Below are 15,199 nucleotides of genomic sequence, written 5' to 3'. Positions count from 1 at the left end.
GCGGCTCAGGCGGTGAACCTCTCCCTGATCTCGTCGATCATCGGGCGGCTGTTGCGCAGCAGCGCCGCGGCGAAGACGACGGCCAGGAGGGTCACCGCCGCCTCGGTGGCGACCAGCGTGAGACCGGCCGCCACCACGAGGAGGCAGAGGTTGCTCACGGTGACGCCGGGGAACCGCACCAGCGAGTACGACGCCAGCCGGACGACGTCGGCCGCCCGGAACGCGAACAGCGAGGTGATCACCAGCGCGGCGGCGGCCCAGAGCGCCGCCGCCACGGCGACGGCGACGAGCAGCACCGCCCACCAGCCGGGGACGCCCGCTGCGGCGAAGTTCGCCAGGTTCGTCCCCACGACGGCCAGCCCCGCCAGCCACGGTGCCCAGATTTTCATGACCCCGGCGACGTTGCCCCGGTAACCGCGCCAGAACGCCGCCGCGGGACGCAGGTCCGTCAGGTCGGACCTGCGGTGGCGCAGCGCGTAGAGGGCGGCCGACAGCGCCGGACCGGCGGGCAGCGCGCACAGCGCGGCCAGCGGGATGTTGCTCGCGTCGCGGTCGAGCAGGACGAGCGCCGCCAGCCCGGGCGCGGCGGTGACCAGGAACAGCAGCTCGACGACCAGCAGGGTGTAGACCAGCGCGGCGACGCGCGAGAGCGGCCCCGTGCCGAACCGCCCCGCGGTCGCGTCGCTCATCGGGAGCCCTCCACTCAGCCGTGTTCCTTCTTGAACCGTTCGTAGGCGGTGTTGACCAGGTTGATGTAGGACGCCATGTTGTTGCCCTCCAGTTCCTTGACGTAGGCGTCCCACTCGCTGAGGTCGCGCTCGCCGAGGATGAACTTGAGCGTCTGCTGGGTGACGAAGTCCTTCAGCGGCGTCTCCCACAGCGTGGCCTGCTCGCGCTCCTCCTCCTTCAGCGGGTGGGGCGGATCGACCGGCCAGGCCTTCCTGGCGTTCATCACCTTCTGGAACTCCAGCTCCTCCTCGGAGAAGGTGGACTCCAGCAGCTTGGTGGGACCGCCGTAGGCGAACACGCCGTTGTGGAAGCCGAAGTCCTTCTGCAGGTGCTTCGGCGCGTCGGGGTTGAGCCCGACGAAGTCGACGTCGTCGGCCAGCTTGTAGCCGCCGGAGGCGTCCTTGGTGTACGTCGTGCCTTCGACGCCCCACTTGGCGAACTCCAGGCCCTGGTCGGAGTACCAGAGCCAGTCGACGAACTGCATGATGGCGACGAAGTTCTTGTGCTCCAGCGCCTTCTTGGAGATCATGACGCCGTTCTCGAGCCGAGTGCCGATCTTGTAGTCGCCGACGGGGCCCATGGGCACCGGGATCTTGGCGATCCTGGCGTCGGGGTTGGCCTTCGTGAGCGCGCCACGGAACTCGTTGACCAGGGTCTGCGCGTTACAACTGATCACGAACGACTTGCCGGAGATGAGCTTCTGGTCGGCCTGCTCGTCCTGCTGGGTGAAGGCTTCGGGGTCGAGCAGCTTCTCCTTCACCAGCTTGTGCAGGTATTCGATCATCTGCTTGTACTGCGGCATGGCGCCGGTGTAGACGAACTTGCCGGCGGTGGCGTCCCAGAAGGCGTGCTGGTACTCCCAGCCGCCCTTGGTGCCGTAGGCCTGGGCGACGAGCTTGAGCAGGTTGCCGCCGGGCGTGGGGATGCCGAACCGGTCGGTCATCGGGTAGAGGTCGGGATATTTGGCCTTCATGGCCTTGAGCACGGTGTAGAGCTCTTCCCAGGTCTTCGGGACCTCCAGGTCGAGCTCCTCCATGACGTCCATGCGCACCGCGAGGGTGTAGTCGACCCAGACGTTCTCGTGCAGGCCGGGCAGCAGGTAGATGCGGCCGTCGGCCTGCCGGAGCGTGTCGAGCTCCGGCTCCATCTTCCACTTGGCGACCTTGTCCTTGAAGTTCGGCATCAGGTCGAAGTACTCGCTGACCGGCAGGACCGCGCCCGAGGCCACGAAGGCCTCCTCCTGCGGGTGGTACGTCTTCGGGATGATGAGCGGGGCGTCCCCTGCGCCGATCATCAGGCTGCGCTTCTTCTCGTAGTCGCTCAGCGGCACCGCGACCGGCTTGAGCGTCACGTTCGTGCGCTTGGTCAGCTCTTCCCAGAACAGCCAGTCGTTCTTCAGCGGGTAGAACGGGTGGTTGTTGTAGAGCACGTCGAACGACAGCGGCTCGGTGGCCTTGAACTGCTGGGCGACACCGTAGTTGGCCATCGCGCCCGCCTTGTTCGCGGACTGAGCGCTCTGCTTCGGGGCTTCGTCCTCGCCGCAGCCGGCGAGGACGAGGGTGAACGCACCCAAGCCGATGATCGCCTGACGCCGTGATAGTTCGCGCATTGGGGTTCCTTTGCCGGGTCCGGGGGGTTGTAGAGGCGTGAGGAGGAGGCTAACCCTTGACCGCGCCGAGCATGACTCCGGAGACGAAGTACCGCTGGACGAAGGGGTAGACCGCGAGGATGGGCAGCACCGTGAGCATGATCGTCACCGACTGGATGTTGGCCGCGACCTGCGTGAGGTCCGCCGCGCCCGCGCCGGCGTTCTCGGCGCCGGTGGCGCCCGCGATGATGTTGCGCAGATAGACGGTGACCGGGAACAACTCCGTCCTGTTGAGGTAGAGGAACGCCGAGAACCACGAGTTCCAGAACGAGACCGCGTAGAACAGCACCATCGTGGCGATGACCGCCTTCGACAGCGGCAGCACGATCCGCCCCAGGATGCCGTAGGTGTTGAGCCCGTCGATGGCGGCGGCCTCTTCCAGGTCGCCCGGCAGGTTCTCGAAGAACGCCTTCATGACCAGCAGGTTGAAGACGCTGATCGCGTTGGGCAACACGATGGCCCAGATGGAGTTCGTCAGCCCGAGGCTGTTGACCAGCACGTAGTTGGGGATGAGGCCGCCGTTGAAGAACATCGTGAAGACGGCGACCCAGATGAGGAACGTCCTGCCCTTGAGGTGCCGCTTGGACAGCACGTACGCGTAGCAGGTGGTCAGCACCATCGCGATGGCGGTGGCGACGACGGTGTAGACCACGGTGTTGCGGTAGTTCGTCCAGAACATCGGGTCCGCGACCACGATCTGGTAGGTCGTGAGGTTGAACCCGCGCGGAATGAGGTTGACCTCGCCCGACAGGATGTACCGTTCCTCGCTGAAGGAGCGGGCGACGATGTTGACGAACGGATAGAGGGTCACGATCACCACGCCGGTCAGGACGACGGCGTTGACCACCTGGAAGGCCCGGTAGCCCCGGCTTCTGTCGAGTGTCACCACAGGCTCGTCCCCACTGCTCGACGGGAGATCAGGTTCGCCGACAGGATCAGGGTCAGCCCGATGAGGGCCTCGAACAGGCCGATCGCGGCGGCGTAGCTGAAGTTGCTGGACTCGACACCCATCCGGTAGAGGTACGTGGAGATCACGTCGGCGGTCGGATAGGTCAGGGGATTGTAGAGCAGGAGCACCTTCTCGAAGCCGACGGCCATGAACGTGCCGATGTTGAGGATCAGCAGGGTGACCGCCGTCGGCCGGATGCCGGGCAGGGTGACGTGCCAGATCTGCCGCCACCGGCCGGCGCCGTCGATCCTGGCCGCCTCGTAGAGCTGTTCGTCGATGGTGGTGAGGGCGGCGAGGTAGAGGATCGTGCCCCAGCCGACGGTCTGCCAGATCTCCGACGAGATGTAGATCGTCCGGAACCACTCGGGTTTCTGCATGAACGTGATGGGATCGTCGCCGAACGCCCGCACCAGTTGGTTGACCGGCCCGTCGATGGCCAGCGTCTGCATGACGATGCCGGCCACGACCACGATCGACAGGAAGTGCGGCAGGTAGGACACCGACTGCAGGAACCTCTTCAGCCCGCGGTTGCGGACCTCGTTGAGCAGCAGCGCCAGCACGATGGGCAGCGGGAAGCAGAACAGCAGGGTCAGCCCGCCGAGGATCGCGGTGTTGGTGAAGACGTTCCAGAACGTGGGGTCGTTCAGGAACAGGTTCACGTAGCGCAGGCCCACCCATTCCTCGCCCAGCACGCTGCCGCCGGGCTCGTACTTCCGGAACGCGATCACGTTGCCGATCATGGGGGCGTACCGGAAGATCGCGAAGAACAGCAGCGGGAGGATGGCCAGCGAGTACAACTGCCAGTTGCGGCGGAACGCCCCGCTCCAGGAGGTGGAGGTGCCGGCGGGCCGCCTGCGGCGGCGGATGGGGGGCCGGGTCTCGCCGGTGTCCGGCGGCGGGTTCACGGTCGTGGGGGTGCTGCTCATCCTCTGTCCTCCGGTGCGATGCGCTCGATCCGCGCCCGTGGCCGCATCCGCCGCTCGTGGCCGACCTCGCGCACGTCGCCGGTCAGGCGCAGCGGCACGGCCGCGACCACGTCGGCGCTCGACCGCGCGAAGCGCAACTCGACCTCGCCCGGCTCGACGATGCGCCGCCCGCGCACGCCGGTGAACGAGGTGACGTCCGCCGGCACGTCGAACGTCACGCGGGCGGCCTCGCCCGGCTCCAGCGGCACGCGGGCGTGGCCGACCAGGCGGACCACGGGCCGCGTGGTCTGCGCGACCGGGTCGTGCAGGTAGAGCTGGACGACCTCGGTGCCGGGCCGCGGACCGGCGTTGCGGACGGTGACCGCGACGCTCACCTCGCCGTCGACCGGCCAGGCGGCCGGCTCGCCAGGCTCCGTCACGTCGCTCCACTCGAACGTGGTGTAGCCCAGCCCGTGGCCGAACGGGAAGGCCGGGGTGGGGTCGACGGACGACACCTGGGAGCGCCGGCCCAGCCACGGCGACAGGTAGGTGGCCGGCAGACCGCCCGCGTCGCGCGGCACGCTGACGGGCAGCCGCCCCGACGGGTTCACCGCGCCGGTGAGCACCTCGGCCAGCGCCTGGCCGCCGCGCTGGCCGGGGAAGAACGCGTACACGACGGCGGCGGCGCCGTCCACCTCCTCGCCCAGCGCGTACGGCCGACCGGCCAGCAGCACGAGGACCACGGGGGTGCCGGTGGCGAGCACGGCCCTGACGAGCTCGGACTGGACGCCCGGCAGGCGCAGGTCGGTGGCGTCGCAGCCCTCGCCGGAGGTGCCGCGGCCGAACAGCCCGGCCCGGTCGCCGACGGCCAGCACGCACACGTCGCTGGCGGCGGCGACCGTGGCGGCGGCCGCGATGCCGGAGGTGTCGTCGCCGGTGATGTCGCAGCCGGGCGCGTAGGCGAGGCGGGGCACCAGCGCGCCCAGGGCCTCGCGCAGGGAGGGGATCTCCAGCCCGAGCCCGTGCTCGGGGTGGGCGCCCACGTGCGCGGGGAAGGCGTAGCAGCCGAGCATCGCCATCGGGTCGTCGGCGACCGGCCCCACGAGGGCCACGCGCCGGCCGGGCGCCAGCGGCAGGATTGCCGCGGTGTTGCGCAGCAGCACGGCCGACTCGCGGGCCAGGCGCAGGGCGATGTCCTGGCTCTCGGGGTCGTCGAGGCGGAGCCGGTCGGCGCCGTCGGGCAGGCACTGCCAGCCCTCGTCGAGCAGGCCGAGCTCGGCCTTCTGCGTCAGCACCCTGCGCAGCGCGCGGTCGACGAGCTTCTCGTCGACCGCGCCCGCCTTCACCGCCTCGATCAGCGGCTCGCCGAACGTGTCGACGGTGGGCAGTTCGACGTCGATGCCGGCGTGCAGGGCGAGCCCGGCCGCCTCGGCGGCGTCGGCGGCCACGCCGTGCAGCTTCTGCAGGAACCGGATCGCGAAGTAGTCGGCGACGACCGTGCCGGTGAAGCCCCACTCGTCGCGCAGCAGCCCGGTCAGCAGGCCGTCGTCGGCCGCCACGGGAACGCCGTCGATCTCGGCGTAGGAGTTCATCACCGACCGGGCGCCGCCCAGGCGCAGCGCCATCTCGAACGGCGGCAGGACGACGTCGGCCAGTTCCCTGCGGCCCATCGGCACGGGGGCGAGGTTGCGCCCGCCGCGCGAGGCGGAGTAGCCGGCGAAGTGCTTGAGCGTGGCGACGACGCCGGCGCCCTCCACTCCGCGCACGTAGGCCGCGCCGATGGTGCCGACCAGGTAGGGGTCCTCGCTGATGGTCTCCTCGGTACGGCCCCAGCGGTAGTCGCGGGTCACGTCGAGCACCGGCGCCAGGCCCTGGTGCACGCCGGCCGCCCGCAGGGAGCGTCCGATCCGCCCCGCCATCTCCTCGATCAGCCCGGGGTCGAACGTCGCGCCCCAGCTCAGCGGCGCCGGGTAGACGGTCGCCCGCCAGGCGGCGAACCCGGTCAGGCACTCCTCGTGCACCTGGGCCGGGATGCCGAACCGGCTGGTCGCGACGATCTCGGCCTGGGAGGCGGCCAGCGACCGGGCGCCGGCGACGGGGTCGACGGGCGCGGTGCCGTACGGCCTGGTGAGCTGGCCGAGCCCGTGGCGGATGACGGTGCTCCACTCGGCGCCGCCCGCCATCTCGGTCTGGTGGGGGGCGACACCCTCCCCCGAGGCGTCGGCGCCGACCCACACCCCGACCAGCTGGGCGACCTTCTCCTCCAGCGTCATGAGCGGGACGAGGGCCTCGGCTCGCTCGCCGGGGGACAGCCCGGGGTCCCGCCATCGCGTGTCGTCGTCCGGCGTGGGGCTCGTGTCGATCGCTCCTTGGCCCGTCATGCCATCCCTTCGGGCTCCTCACGGCAACATGCCACGCGCATTGCGGTATGTGAAGCCGAAACTTTCAAGGAAAAGTGCTTAATATTGCGGCAACATAAGGGGCCTCGCGGAAAACTGTCAAGAGCGTCTCCAACTGCTCCGTTGCACATCTGACCGGCGTACGAGGCCCGAGCCCACCGGCTTTGCCGGTCGTCGTGCGGCAACAACTTTCCTGAAACTTTCGGAGCAACATGAGGGTGTCGTGGCAGTGACGGACGACTCGATCAGGAAGACCGTACTGCGAATGCCGCGATCATCGTCACCCTGGAAGGCGTTCCGCTGCCGGATCGGGATGTGGCCGCCGTTCTCGCGCGCGACATGACTCCGCCCACCGGCGCGGGCATGGGCACGGGCGGCCGGTGGGCGGAAGCAGGGGCGGTCAGTCCTGCAGGGCGGTGCGCAGCTTCGTGAGCACGGCGCGCAGGATGCGGGAGACGTGCATCTGCGAGATGCCGAACTCCGTGGCGATCTCGGACTGCGTCATGTTGCCGTAGAACCGCATCAGCAGGATGTTGCGCTCACGGTCGGGGAGCGCGTCGATGAGCGGCTTGATCGCGTGCTTGCCGAGCAGGTTGTCGAGCGAGTCGTCCTGCGCGGGCAGGAAGTCCCCCAGGTCGGCCGCGTCGTCCTCGCCGCCGACCGGCGCGTCCAGCGACAGGGTGCTGTACGCGGCGGACGCGTCGAGGGCCAGCAGCACGTCCTCCTCCGAGATGCCCATCTTGCCGGCCAGCTCGGCGACCGTGGGGGCGCGGCCGAAGGTCTGGGTGAGCTCGCTGGTCACCTTGTTCAGCTCCAGGCGGCGCTCCTGGTAGACCCGCGGCACCCGGATGGCCCAGGTGCGGTCGCGGAAGTGCCGCTTCACCTCGCCGACCATCGTGATCATCGCGTAGCCGCGGAAGTCGTGCCCCAGGGTGGGGTCGAATCCGTTGATGGCCTTCATCAGGCCCACGTACGCGGCCTGGCGCAGGTCCTCCATCGGCTCGCCGCGGTAGCGGTAGCGGCGGGTGACCTCGCCCACCAGAGCGTCGTACATGGCCACGACCCGCTCACGGATCCGTACCTTGCGCAGCTCCGGCGTCTCGGGCCGGTGCATCTCGGTGAGCAGCTGCTCGGCGGTCATCTCTTCGAGTGCGATCTCCAGGACGGCCATCTGATGCTCCAAAGGTCAGATCATGGCGGCCCCTGCAGACGCGAAAAAGCCCAGGCAGAGGCACGCCACATATAACGCGTGGGTCGAAGCCCTCTGCTGGACTTCTGGATCAGAGTATTCCCCATCCGGGGGCATTAATCAACATATGGAGTTACAGATTCGCTCCGTTGCCCCAGCGACCGTCAACGCACGGTGAAGACGAAGGTATGCGGGCCGGACGGGACGGCGGCGGTCAGGCGTACGCGGTGGACGGTCTCCGGCACGCCGTCGTGGCCGCGTACCTCCAGCTCCTCCGCCCGGGCCCGCCACGGGGGCGGGATCTCCAGCACGACCGGCCCCCAGCCGACGGAGCCGCGGCCCACCTCGGGGCGCAGGCGGGAGACGAACAGCTCCGCCACCGGGCAGTCGCCGCCCGCGAAGGCGAAGGTGTCGGTGAGCTCCAGCCGGGCCGGCCGCCAGGCGAAGGCGCGGGTGAAGCGGATGAGCCGGGGCGCGTCGTAGGCCGCCGTCAGGTCCAGCGTCCACTCCATGGTGTCGTGGCCGGCCGCGTACCGGACGGTCCCGGCGCGGCGGTCACGGCCTGGACGCTGCGCGGCGCCGTCGATCAGCGGGATCGAGTGCCACTCCGCCGAGGCCTGCGGCACCGCGTAGCGGCCCGCGCCGAAGTAGTCGCGCGTGTACTCGGGAGCGCCCAGGTCGTCCAGCACCGTCCTGCCGTGGGCGTGGAGGACGAAGTGGCCCAGATCGAGATGGTTGTGCGGCTCGTCGTTGTGGCCGCCCTTGGCGGCGAAGGCTGTGCCGCCCGCCCTGGCGACCACGATCGCGGCGTCCGGCAGTCGGTCGTACGGCGCCGGCGGGGTGCGCGGCGCCCGTGCTGTCCCCGCCGTCCACCACAGGGTGCGGCTCAGGTGGGCCCAGCGGTAGCAGTGGTCGTCGTGGAACGACGGCTCCCGCCCCTGCGGCACGGGCACGCCCAGGCGTTCGGCCAGGCGGGCCAGCAGGCCGGCCGGGTAGGCGGCCGTGCCGGAGGAGTCGGCGAAGGCCGGGCGCGCGCCGCCTCCGAGGTCGATCCTGGCGGGGTAGGCGGCCATCTCGCGTACGTGGGGGTCGTCCAGCAGGTCCCTGCCCGTGCGCTCGCGCAGCGCCTCGGCGAAATAGACGAAATAGCCGAAACCGTAGGACCAGTAGTCGGGCCCCTCCAGGCAGGCGCCGTCCGGGCCCGCGCCCGCCAGGAACGACTCCAGGGCCCGCTCCAGGCGGGGCAGGAGGGCCGGCAGGTGCCCGGAGTCCAGCGCCAGCGCCGCCATCCCGGCCGCGCCCGCGCAGACGGCCGCCCAGTTGTGGCCGGCCGACTCCCACCACAGGGGAGGCGCTCCCGCCTGGAGCGGGCGCAGGACCCTGCGCTCCACCTCCTCGCGCACCCGGGCCCGCACCCGGGGGTCGAGGTGCTCGCCGAGCAGGCCCACCACCTCCGCCAGGGCATGGCCGGTCTCGGCGGCGAACAGGTCGACGAACGCGTTGACCGGGCGGTCTCGCGGCTCGTGCGCCGGCAGCACCCAGGTGAACTCGTCGCACACCGACCACAGCAGGTCGTCGAGCGCCGGGTCGGGGCGATCGTCCAGGTGCGCGGCCAGCATGAGGGCGGCCAGGCGGCGACGGCGCTCGAAGTAGACACGCTCGTAGGCCTGGCGGTCGCCGGTGTCCGCGTAGCGGCGCCACAGGGCGAAGGTCAGCGCGGGCAGGGGCTCCGTACGCGCCCTGGCGGCCTCCTCCCGCGCCTGCCGTACCAGCAGATCCCGTCCTCCGCCCCGGCTCATCGGCCCCTCCCCTGCGTCCGCCGTACCAGCGAGTCCCGGCTCATCGGCCTCAGGCGATGCGGTGCAGGTCGGCAGGGCGCACGGCGCCCCGGAGCGGGCGGCCGCGGGTGAGGCGTTCCACCTCCGCCACCGCGAACTCCCCCAGCCGCCGCAGCTCCCGGCCCCTCGCCCCGCTGATGTGCGGGGTCACCAGGACGTTGGGCAGGGCGAGCAGCGGGTGGCCCGGGGGCAGCGGCTCGGGATCGGTCACGTCGAGGACGGCGCCGATGCGGCCGCCCACGCAGTGGCGTACCAGGGCGTCGGTGTCCACGAGGGCGCCGCGGGCGGTGTTGACGAGCACCGCCCCGTCGGGCATGAGCGACAGCCGCCGGTCGTCGAGCAGGCCGCGCGTCTGCGGCAGCTCGGGCGCGTGCACGGTGAGGAACTCGGCGCGCCGGCACAGCTCGTCGAGAGGGACGAGGCCCGCGCCCAGCGCGGCGGCCTCCTCAGGGCTCGCGTACGGGTCGCTGAGCAGGATGTCCGCGCCGTGGGCGCGCAGCCGTGCGATGACCAGCCGGCCCACCCGCGAGGCGCCGACGACCCCGACCACCGCGCCGGCCAGCCCGTCGCGCTCCCCCGGCGTGGCCACGCCCGGCAGCGCGTCGCCCGACCAGCCGCCGGCGGCGTACGCGCGGGCGCGGACGAACGCCTGCTTGGCCGCCAGCACCAGCATCGCCAGCGTGAAGTCGGCCACGGGCACCGCGTTGGCCTGCGCCGCCGAGGAGACGACGATGCCCCGGTCGAACACCTCCGCCGTCAGATGGCCCTTGACGCTGCCCGCCGCGTGGACGACCGCGCGCAGCCGGGGCGCGGCGGCCAGCACGCCGGCGTCGATGCGCGGGCAGCCCCAGCCGGTGATCAGGATGTCGGCGTCGAGGGGCCCGTCGAAACGGTCGATGACGCGGTCGTGCACCCGGGCCACCAGCGACAACCGGCGCCGCAGGTCCGGCGGGAACAGCTCGGGCAGCAGCGGGGGCCGCAGGGCGAAGGCCGCGAGCGGGCTCATCGGGAAGGTCGCCGCGGGCCGAGCGGCCGGACCGAGCCGCGTACCACGATGTGGGTGCCGAGGATCAGCGGGCCGGCGCTCACCCGGCCGAGCGCGAGCCGCACGGCGGCCCGGCCGAGCTCGTCGTGCGGCAGGTGCACGGTCGTCAGGCGCAGGTCCTGCGCCGGCGGGACGTCGTCGTAGCCGACGATCGAGATGTCCTCGGGGACGCGCAGCCCGTGCTCGTCCAGCGCCTGGATGGCCCCGGAGGCGATCAGGTCGTTGCCGGCGAAGACGGCGGTGAAGCCGGGCGGCCCCTCGGCCAGGCGGCGTCTCATCGCGTCGTACCCGGCCTCCCGCGAGAACTCCGCCTCGACCTCCAGCGCCGGGTCGGCGGGCACGCCGTGCTCGGCCAGCGCGCTGCGGTAGCCGGCCACCCTGCTGTCGGAGGTGGTGTGGCCGGGCCGCTGCCCCAGGTAGAGGATCCTGCGGTGACCGGCCGAGAGCAGGTGGGCGGTCACGGCGTGGGCGCCGCCGGTGTTGTCGTAGCCGACGACCAGGGCCGGCACCCCCTCCCCCAGCGGCGGGCGGCCGCACAACACCAGGCGCGAGCCCGCGGCCGCCAGCGCGTGCGCGTACTCCGTCATCCGCTTGCGGTAGTCGTCGTCCAGGATCACGCTGCCGACCAGGATGACGGCCTCGGCCCGCTGCTCGCGCAGGAGCCGCACGATCGACAGTTCGCGGCCGGGGTCGCCGCCGGTGGTGCAGATCAGCGACAGCCGGCCCTCGAGCGCCGCCTGCTCCTCCACGCCCTGGGCGATGTAGGCGTAGTAGGGCATGGCCACGCTGTCGACGACGATCGCGATGGCGCCGGGGCGGGCCGCCGACAGGGCCCTGGCGTGGGCGTTGGGGACGTAGTCGAGCTCGCGCACCGCACGGACGACCTTGTTGCGGGTGGCGGCCAGCACGGGGTAGTCGCCCGCGAGCACCCGGGAGACGGTGGCCACGGACACCCCGGCCCGCCTGGCCACGTCACGGATGGTGACCCGGCCGGACGGGGTCACGTGGCATCCCCGGTGACGACGGCCCCGGTGATGACGGCCCCGGTGACGACGGCCCCGGGCGCGCGCGGCGCCACCTGCTGCCGGGCCTGGCCGGTGCACGCGCGGGCGGCCCGATCGGGCGGCAGTCTCACGGCGGACCTCCAGGCAGGTAACCGGTTACTTGGCTGATGCCCGCGACGCTAAGAGATCTGTCACGGCCCGTCAAGGCCGATTCCAGCAGCTTTGTAACGAAAAGTTAACAGCGCATTGACGCCACCTATCGGACACGTCTAACGTCCGCCTCACGACGTCAGAAGTAACCGGTTACCTCGCATCGGCACCGATCTCACTCCCCCACGAGAGGTGGCCCCGATGGACAGACCACTCACCCGCCGCGGACTGCTCAAAGGATCCGTGCTCTTCGTCGCCGGCGCCGCCGTCTCCGCGTGCGGCGGCGACCCGCTGGCCAAGACCAAGACCCCGCCCGCCACCGGCAGCGCCAAGATCACCCTCAACCACTGGTACCACGAGTACGGCGAGGAGGGCACGCAGCAGGCGGCCATGCGCTACGCCGCCGACTTCACCAAGGCCAACCCGGACATCGCGGTCAAGGTGTCCTGGATCCCCGGTGACTACGGCACCAAATGGACGGCCGCCGTCCTGACCCCGGACGGCCCCGACGTCTACGAGGTGAACGACGTCGGCCCCAACATGGTCAAGGCCGAGCAGGTCACGCCGCTCGACGACGTGCTCGGCGCGGAGAAGGCCGACTTCGACCCCAAGGTGCTGGAACCGTACACGTGGGGCGGCAAGGTCTACGCCGTGCCCATGGTCGTGGACCCGATGCTGGTGTTCTACCGCAAGTCGCTGTTCCAGAAGGCCGGCGTGGCCGTGCCGGCGAGCTTCGCCGAGTTCGCCGCGGCGGCCAGGAAGCTGACCACGGGCAGGCAGAAGGGCCTGTTCGTGGGCAACGACGGCATCGGCGACCTGGGGATGCTGGTGCCCTGGTCGAACGGCAACCTGCTGGTCGACGACCGGAAGATCACCTACGACGACCCGAAGGTGGTCGAGGCGCTGACCGCGCTCAAGGGCCTGCACGACAGCAAGGTCACCCTGCAGGGCTACTCGACCGACTGGTGGGACCCCGGCGCGCTGATCACCGGCGCGGCGGCCATGCAGTGGGTCGGCATGTGGGCCGTCCCCGGCATGACCGCCGAACTGGGCGACGACTTCGCCGCCTTCCCGCTGCCGGCCTTCGGCCCCGGCGGCCGCCAGGTGGTCAACATGGGCGGCTGGGTGCAGGTCGTCAACGGCAAGAGCGCCAACCTGGAGGCGGCCACGAAGTACGTGCGCTGGTTGTGGGTGGAGAACACCGCCGCGCAGACCGACTGGAACCTGGGCTACGGCTTCCACATCCCGCCCCGCACCAGCGCCGCGAACGCGGCGGACAAGCTCAGGACCGGCCCGGCCCAGGAGGTGATGGAGGCCGCGAACGCGCACGGCGTCAAGCAGCCCGCGCTGTGGACCCCCGAGGTGCGCCAGCCCTACGACGACGCCGTCACCGCCATCGTCAAGAAGGGCGCCGACCCGGCCAAGACCCTGGCGGAGGCGGCCAAGCGGTCCCAGGACATCCTGGACAAGGTGCCCACGCTATGACGACGGCCGCGCCCGCCCGCCCCCGCGCCGGCGGGCCCCACCGCGCCCCCGCGCGGTGGGCCTCCAGGTGGCCGGCCTGGCGCGCGTTCGCGCTGCTCACGCTGCCGATGGTGGCCGGGCTCTTCCTGTTCAAGTACGTGGCGATCGGCTGGGGCCTGCTGCTCAGCTTCAACGACGCGCGCGGCACGATCAGCCTCGGCTCGTGGAACGGCCTGGACAACTACCAGCGGCTGCTCGGCGACCCCGCCTTCACCAGGTCGCTGGTCACCATCCTGGTGTTCACGCTGTTCATCGTCCCGGTGACGTTCGCGCTGGCGCTGGGCCTGGCGGTGCTGGTCAACCGGCTGCGCGGCGGCCGGGCGTTCTTCAGGACCACCTTCTTCATCCCGGCGGCCGTCTCTTACGTGGTCGGCGCGCTCGTGTGGAAGATGAGCCTGTTCAGCGGCACGCCGTCGGGCGTGGCCAACAGCCTGGCCTACCTGCTCGGCCACGAGGACTCGATCGGCTGGGTGGCGACCGTGGACCCGCCGCTGTACTGGATCGTGCTGGTCACGGTCCGGCTGTGGCTGCAGACGGGCTTCTACATGATCCTGTTCCTGGCCGGCATCCAGCAGATCCCCGCCCAGCTGTACGAAGCGGCGCGGGTGGACGGCGCGCACACCGAGGGGCAGCTGTTCCGGCACATCACCTGGCCGATGCTGCGCAACACTTCGGTCGCGGTGACGCTGCTGCTGATCATCAACGCGTTCCAGGCGTTCGACGAGTTCTACAACATCCTGGCCTCCAACCTGTCGGGGCTGGGCGGCGCCGACGGCAGGACACCGCTGATCTACCTGTTCCAGACGGCGCTCGGCGAGCAGAACTACGGCGCCGGATCCGCGGGGGCGTTCGTCGTCACCGCGCTGATCGTGGTGTTCACGCTGCTGCAGGGCCGCTTCGCCGGCTTCGGCAGGACCGAGGAGGAGGAAGGGCGATGAGGAGACGGCATCTGGGCTCCTACGCGGCGGCGATCGTCTTCGCGGTGCCGTTCCTGCTGCCGTTCTACCTGCTGATCCGCAACGCGCTCATGACCAGGCGGGAGCTGGGCTCGCTCGACTGGCGCTGGTGGCCTGAGGAGATCAGCTTCCAGGGCTTCGCCGACGCCTTCGGCAACGAGGCGGTGCCGCTGGCGCACGCCCTGTGGAACTCCACGCTCATCGCGACGATCTCCGCGCCGCTGTCGACGCTGCTGGCGTCGATGGCCGGATATGCGCTGGCCCGCATCCCCGTGGCGGCGTCCAGGCCGGTGTTCTTCTTCATCATCGCCACGATGATGGTGCCGGGCGCGGCCACGTTCATCCCGACGTTCGTCGTGGTCGGCTCGATGGGCGGGGTCAACACCATGTGGGGCCTGATCGTCCCCGGCCTGTTCAGCGCGTTCGCCGTGCTGCTGTTCCGCGGCTTCTACCTGCGTTTCCCGCGCGAGCTGGAGGACGCGGGCCGGGTGGACGGCCTGGGCTTCCTCGGCCTGTACGCCCGGCTGGCGCTGCCGAACTCCGGCGCCCTGTTCGCCTCGCTCGGCATCCTGTCCTTCATCGAACACTGGAACGCCTTCCTGTGGCCGCTGGTCATCGGCCAGGACCCGGAGTACTGGACCGTGCAGGTGGCGCTGTCCACCAACCTCAACCAGCAGGCGGTCAACCTGCCCGCGCTGTTCGCCGGCGCGCTCGTGGCCATCCTGCCCCTGGTCGCCCTCTTCCTCATCGCCCAGCGGTGGATCGTCAGGGGCGTCCTGCTCACCGGCATCAAGGGCTGAACCGGCGCTTCACCAGGACGCCCCTGGGGAGCGCGCCGCGGCCCCGCCCGAAATGGCCTCGCG

13 protein-coding genes are annotated in these 15,199 nt (G+C 70.9%); 3 read left to right on the top strand and 10 right to left on the bottom strand.

Annotated elements, in window-relative coordinates:
• Positions 1-5: 5 nt before the first annotated feature.
• From ABGB01_RS08490 to ABGB01_RS08445, 10 genes are all read right to left on the bottom strand, one after another.
• On the bottom strand, positions 6-689 hold the full coding sequence (locus ABGB01_RS08490) for a hypothetical protein (RefSeq protein ID WP_347771991.1): 684 nt from the start codon (positions 687-689) through the stop codon (positions 6-8).
• Between the two features lie 14 nt (positions 690-703).
• Complete coding sequence (locus ABGB01_RS08485; RefSeq protein WP_347771989.1) at positions 704-2,338, bottom strand: extracellular solute-binding protein; 1,635 nt, start codon at positions 2,336-2,338, stop codon at positions 704-706.
• Positions 2,339-2,387: 49 nt separating this feature from the next.
• A complete protein-coding gene (locus tag ABGB01_RS08480; RefSeq protein WP_347771987.1) occupies positions 2,388-3,263 on the bottom strand; it encodes a carbohydrate ABC transporter permease in 876 nt (291 codons plus the stop codon).
• Complete coding sequence (locus ABGB01_RS08475; RefSeq protein WP_347771985.1) at positions 3,260-4,252, bottom strand: ABC transporter permease subunit; 993 nt, start codon at positions 4,250-4,252, stop codon at positions 3,260-3,262. Before ABGB01_RS08475 ends, ABGB01_RS08480 begins: the two co-directional genes overlap by 4 nt.
• Entirely contained in the window at positions 4,249-6,612 is a 2,364-nt protein-coding gene (locus tag ABGB01_RS08470; protein ID WP_347771983.1) for a glycoside hydrolase family 3 N-terminal domain-containing protein, read from the bottom strand. The genes ABGB01_RS08475 and ABGB01_RS08470 overlap by 4 nt, the downstream gene beginning before the upstream one ends.
• Positions 6,613-7,030: 418 nt before the next feature.
• On the bottom strand, positions 7,031-7,813 hold the full coding sequence (locus ABGB01_RS08465; RefSeq protein WP_347771981.1) for a SigB/SigF/SigG family RNA polymerase sigma factor: 783 nt from the start codon (positions 7,811-7,813) through the stop codon (positions 7,031-7,033).
• Positions 7,814-7,983: 170 nt separating this feature from the next.
• Positions 7,984-9,618, bottom strand: coding sequence for a heparinase II/III family protein (locus tag ABGB01_RS08460; RefSeq protein WP_347771979.1), 1,635 nt, complete (start codon positions 9,616-9,618; stop codon positions 7,984-7,986).
• 49 nt (positions 9,619-9,667) lie between these two features.
• A complete protein-coding gene (locus tag ABGB01_RS08455; protein ID WP_347771978.1) occupies positions 9,668-10,663 on the bottom strand; it encodes a hydroxyacid dehydrogenase in 996 nt (331 codons plus the stop codon).
• Positions 10,660-11,706 carry a LacI family DNA-binding transcriptional regulator gene (locus ABGB01_RS08450; protein ID WP_347771976.1) on the bottom strand — a complete coding sequence of 349 codons (1,047 nt, stop codon included), beginning with the start codon at positions 11,704-11,706 and terminating at the stop codon, positions 10,660-10,662. Before ABGB01_RS08450 ends, ABGB01_RS08455 begins: the two co-directional genes overlap by 4 nt.
• Positions 11,703-11,837 (bottom strand): hypothetical protein, encoded by a 135-nt coding sequence (locus ABGB01_RS08445; protein WP_347771974.1) that lies wholly within the window; start codon positions 11,835-11,837, stop codon positions 11,703-11,705. The genes ABGB01_RS08450 and ABGB01_RS08445 overlap by 4 nt, the downstream gene beginning before the upstream one ends.
• Before the next feature lie 220 nt (positions 11,838-12,057).
• Between ABGB01_RS08445 and ABGB01_RS08440 the strand changes: the two genes are divergently transcribed.
• The 3 genes from ABGB01_RS08440 to ABGB01_RS08430 are packed head-to-tail and all read left to right on the top strand — an operon-like array spanning position 12,058 to position 15,136.
• The gene (locus tag ABGB01_RS08440) at positions 12,058-13,341 is read left to right on the top strand and encodes an extracellular solute-binding protein (protein WP_347771972.1); all 1,284 of its coding nucleotides are present in this window, start codon (positions 12,058-12,060) and stop codon (positions 13,339-13,341) included.
• Positions 13,338-14,318, top strand: coding sequence for a sugar ABC transporter permease (locus tag ABGB01_RS08435; protein ID WP_347771970.1), 981 nt, complete (start codon positions 13,338-13,340; stop codon positions 14,316-14,318). Before ABGB01_RS08440 ends, ABGB01_RS08435 begins: the two co-directional genes overlap by 4 nt.
• A complete protein-coding gene (locus ABGB01_RS08430) occupies positions 14,315-15,136 on the top strand; it encodes a carbohydrate ABC transporter permease (protein ID WP_347771968.1) in 822 nt (273 codons plus the stop codon). The genes ABGB01_RS08435 and ABGB01_RS08430 overlap by 4 nt, the downstream gene beginning before the upstream one ends.
• Positions 15,137-15,199 lie beyond the last annotated feature (63 nt).

The organism is Nonomuraea sp. B5E05 (assembly GCF_039880665.1).
Classification (GTDB): Bacteria; Actinomycetota; Actinomycetes; order Streptosporangiales; family Streptosporangiaceae; genus Nonomuraea.
This window is presented reverse-complemented; position numbering and strand designations above follow the sequence as displayed.

Excerpts from the sequence above, each read along its gene's own strand:
- ABGB01_RS08490 (WP_347771991.1), bottom strand. The coding sequence starts at position 689 with ATGAGCGACGCGACCGCGGGGCGGTTCGGCACGGGGCCGCTCTCGCGC.
- ABGB01_RS08485 (WP_347771989.1), bottom strand. The coding sequence starts at position 2,338 with ATGCGCGAACTATCACGGCGTCAGGCGATCATCGGCTTGGGTGCGTTC.
- ABGB01_RS08475 (WP_347771985.1), bottom strand. The coding sequence starts at position 4,252 with ATGAGCAGCACCCCCACGACCGTGAACCCGCCGCCGGACACCGGCGAG.
- ABGB01_RS08470 (WP_347771983.1), bottom strand. The coding sequence starts at position 6,612 with ATGACGGGCCAAGGAGCGATCGACACGAGCCCCACGCCGGACGACGAC.
- ABGB01_RS08460 (WP_347771979.1), bottom strand. The coding sequence starts at position 9,618 with ATGAGCCGGGGCGGAGGACGGGATCTGCTGGTACGGCAGGCGCGGGAG.
- ABGB01_RS08455 (WP_347771978.1), bottom strand. The coding sequence starts at position 10,663 with ATGAGCCCGCTCGCGGCCTTCGCCCTGCGGCCCCCGCTGCTGCCCGAG.
- ABGB01_RS08440 (WP_347771972.1), top strand. The coding sequence starts at position 12,058 with ATGGACAGACCACTCACCCGCCGCGGACTGCTCAAAGGATCCGTGCTC.
- ABGB01_RS08435 (WP_347771970.1), top strand. The coding sequence starts at position 13,338 with ATGACGACGGCCGCGCCCGCCCGCCCCCGCGCCGGCGGGCCCCACCGC.
- ABGB01_RS08430 (WP_347771968.1), top strand. The coding sequence starts at position 14,315 with ATGAGGAGACGGCATCTGGGCTCCTACGCGGCGGCGATCGTCTTCGCG.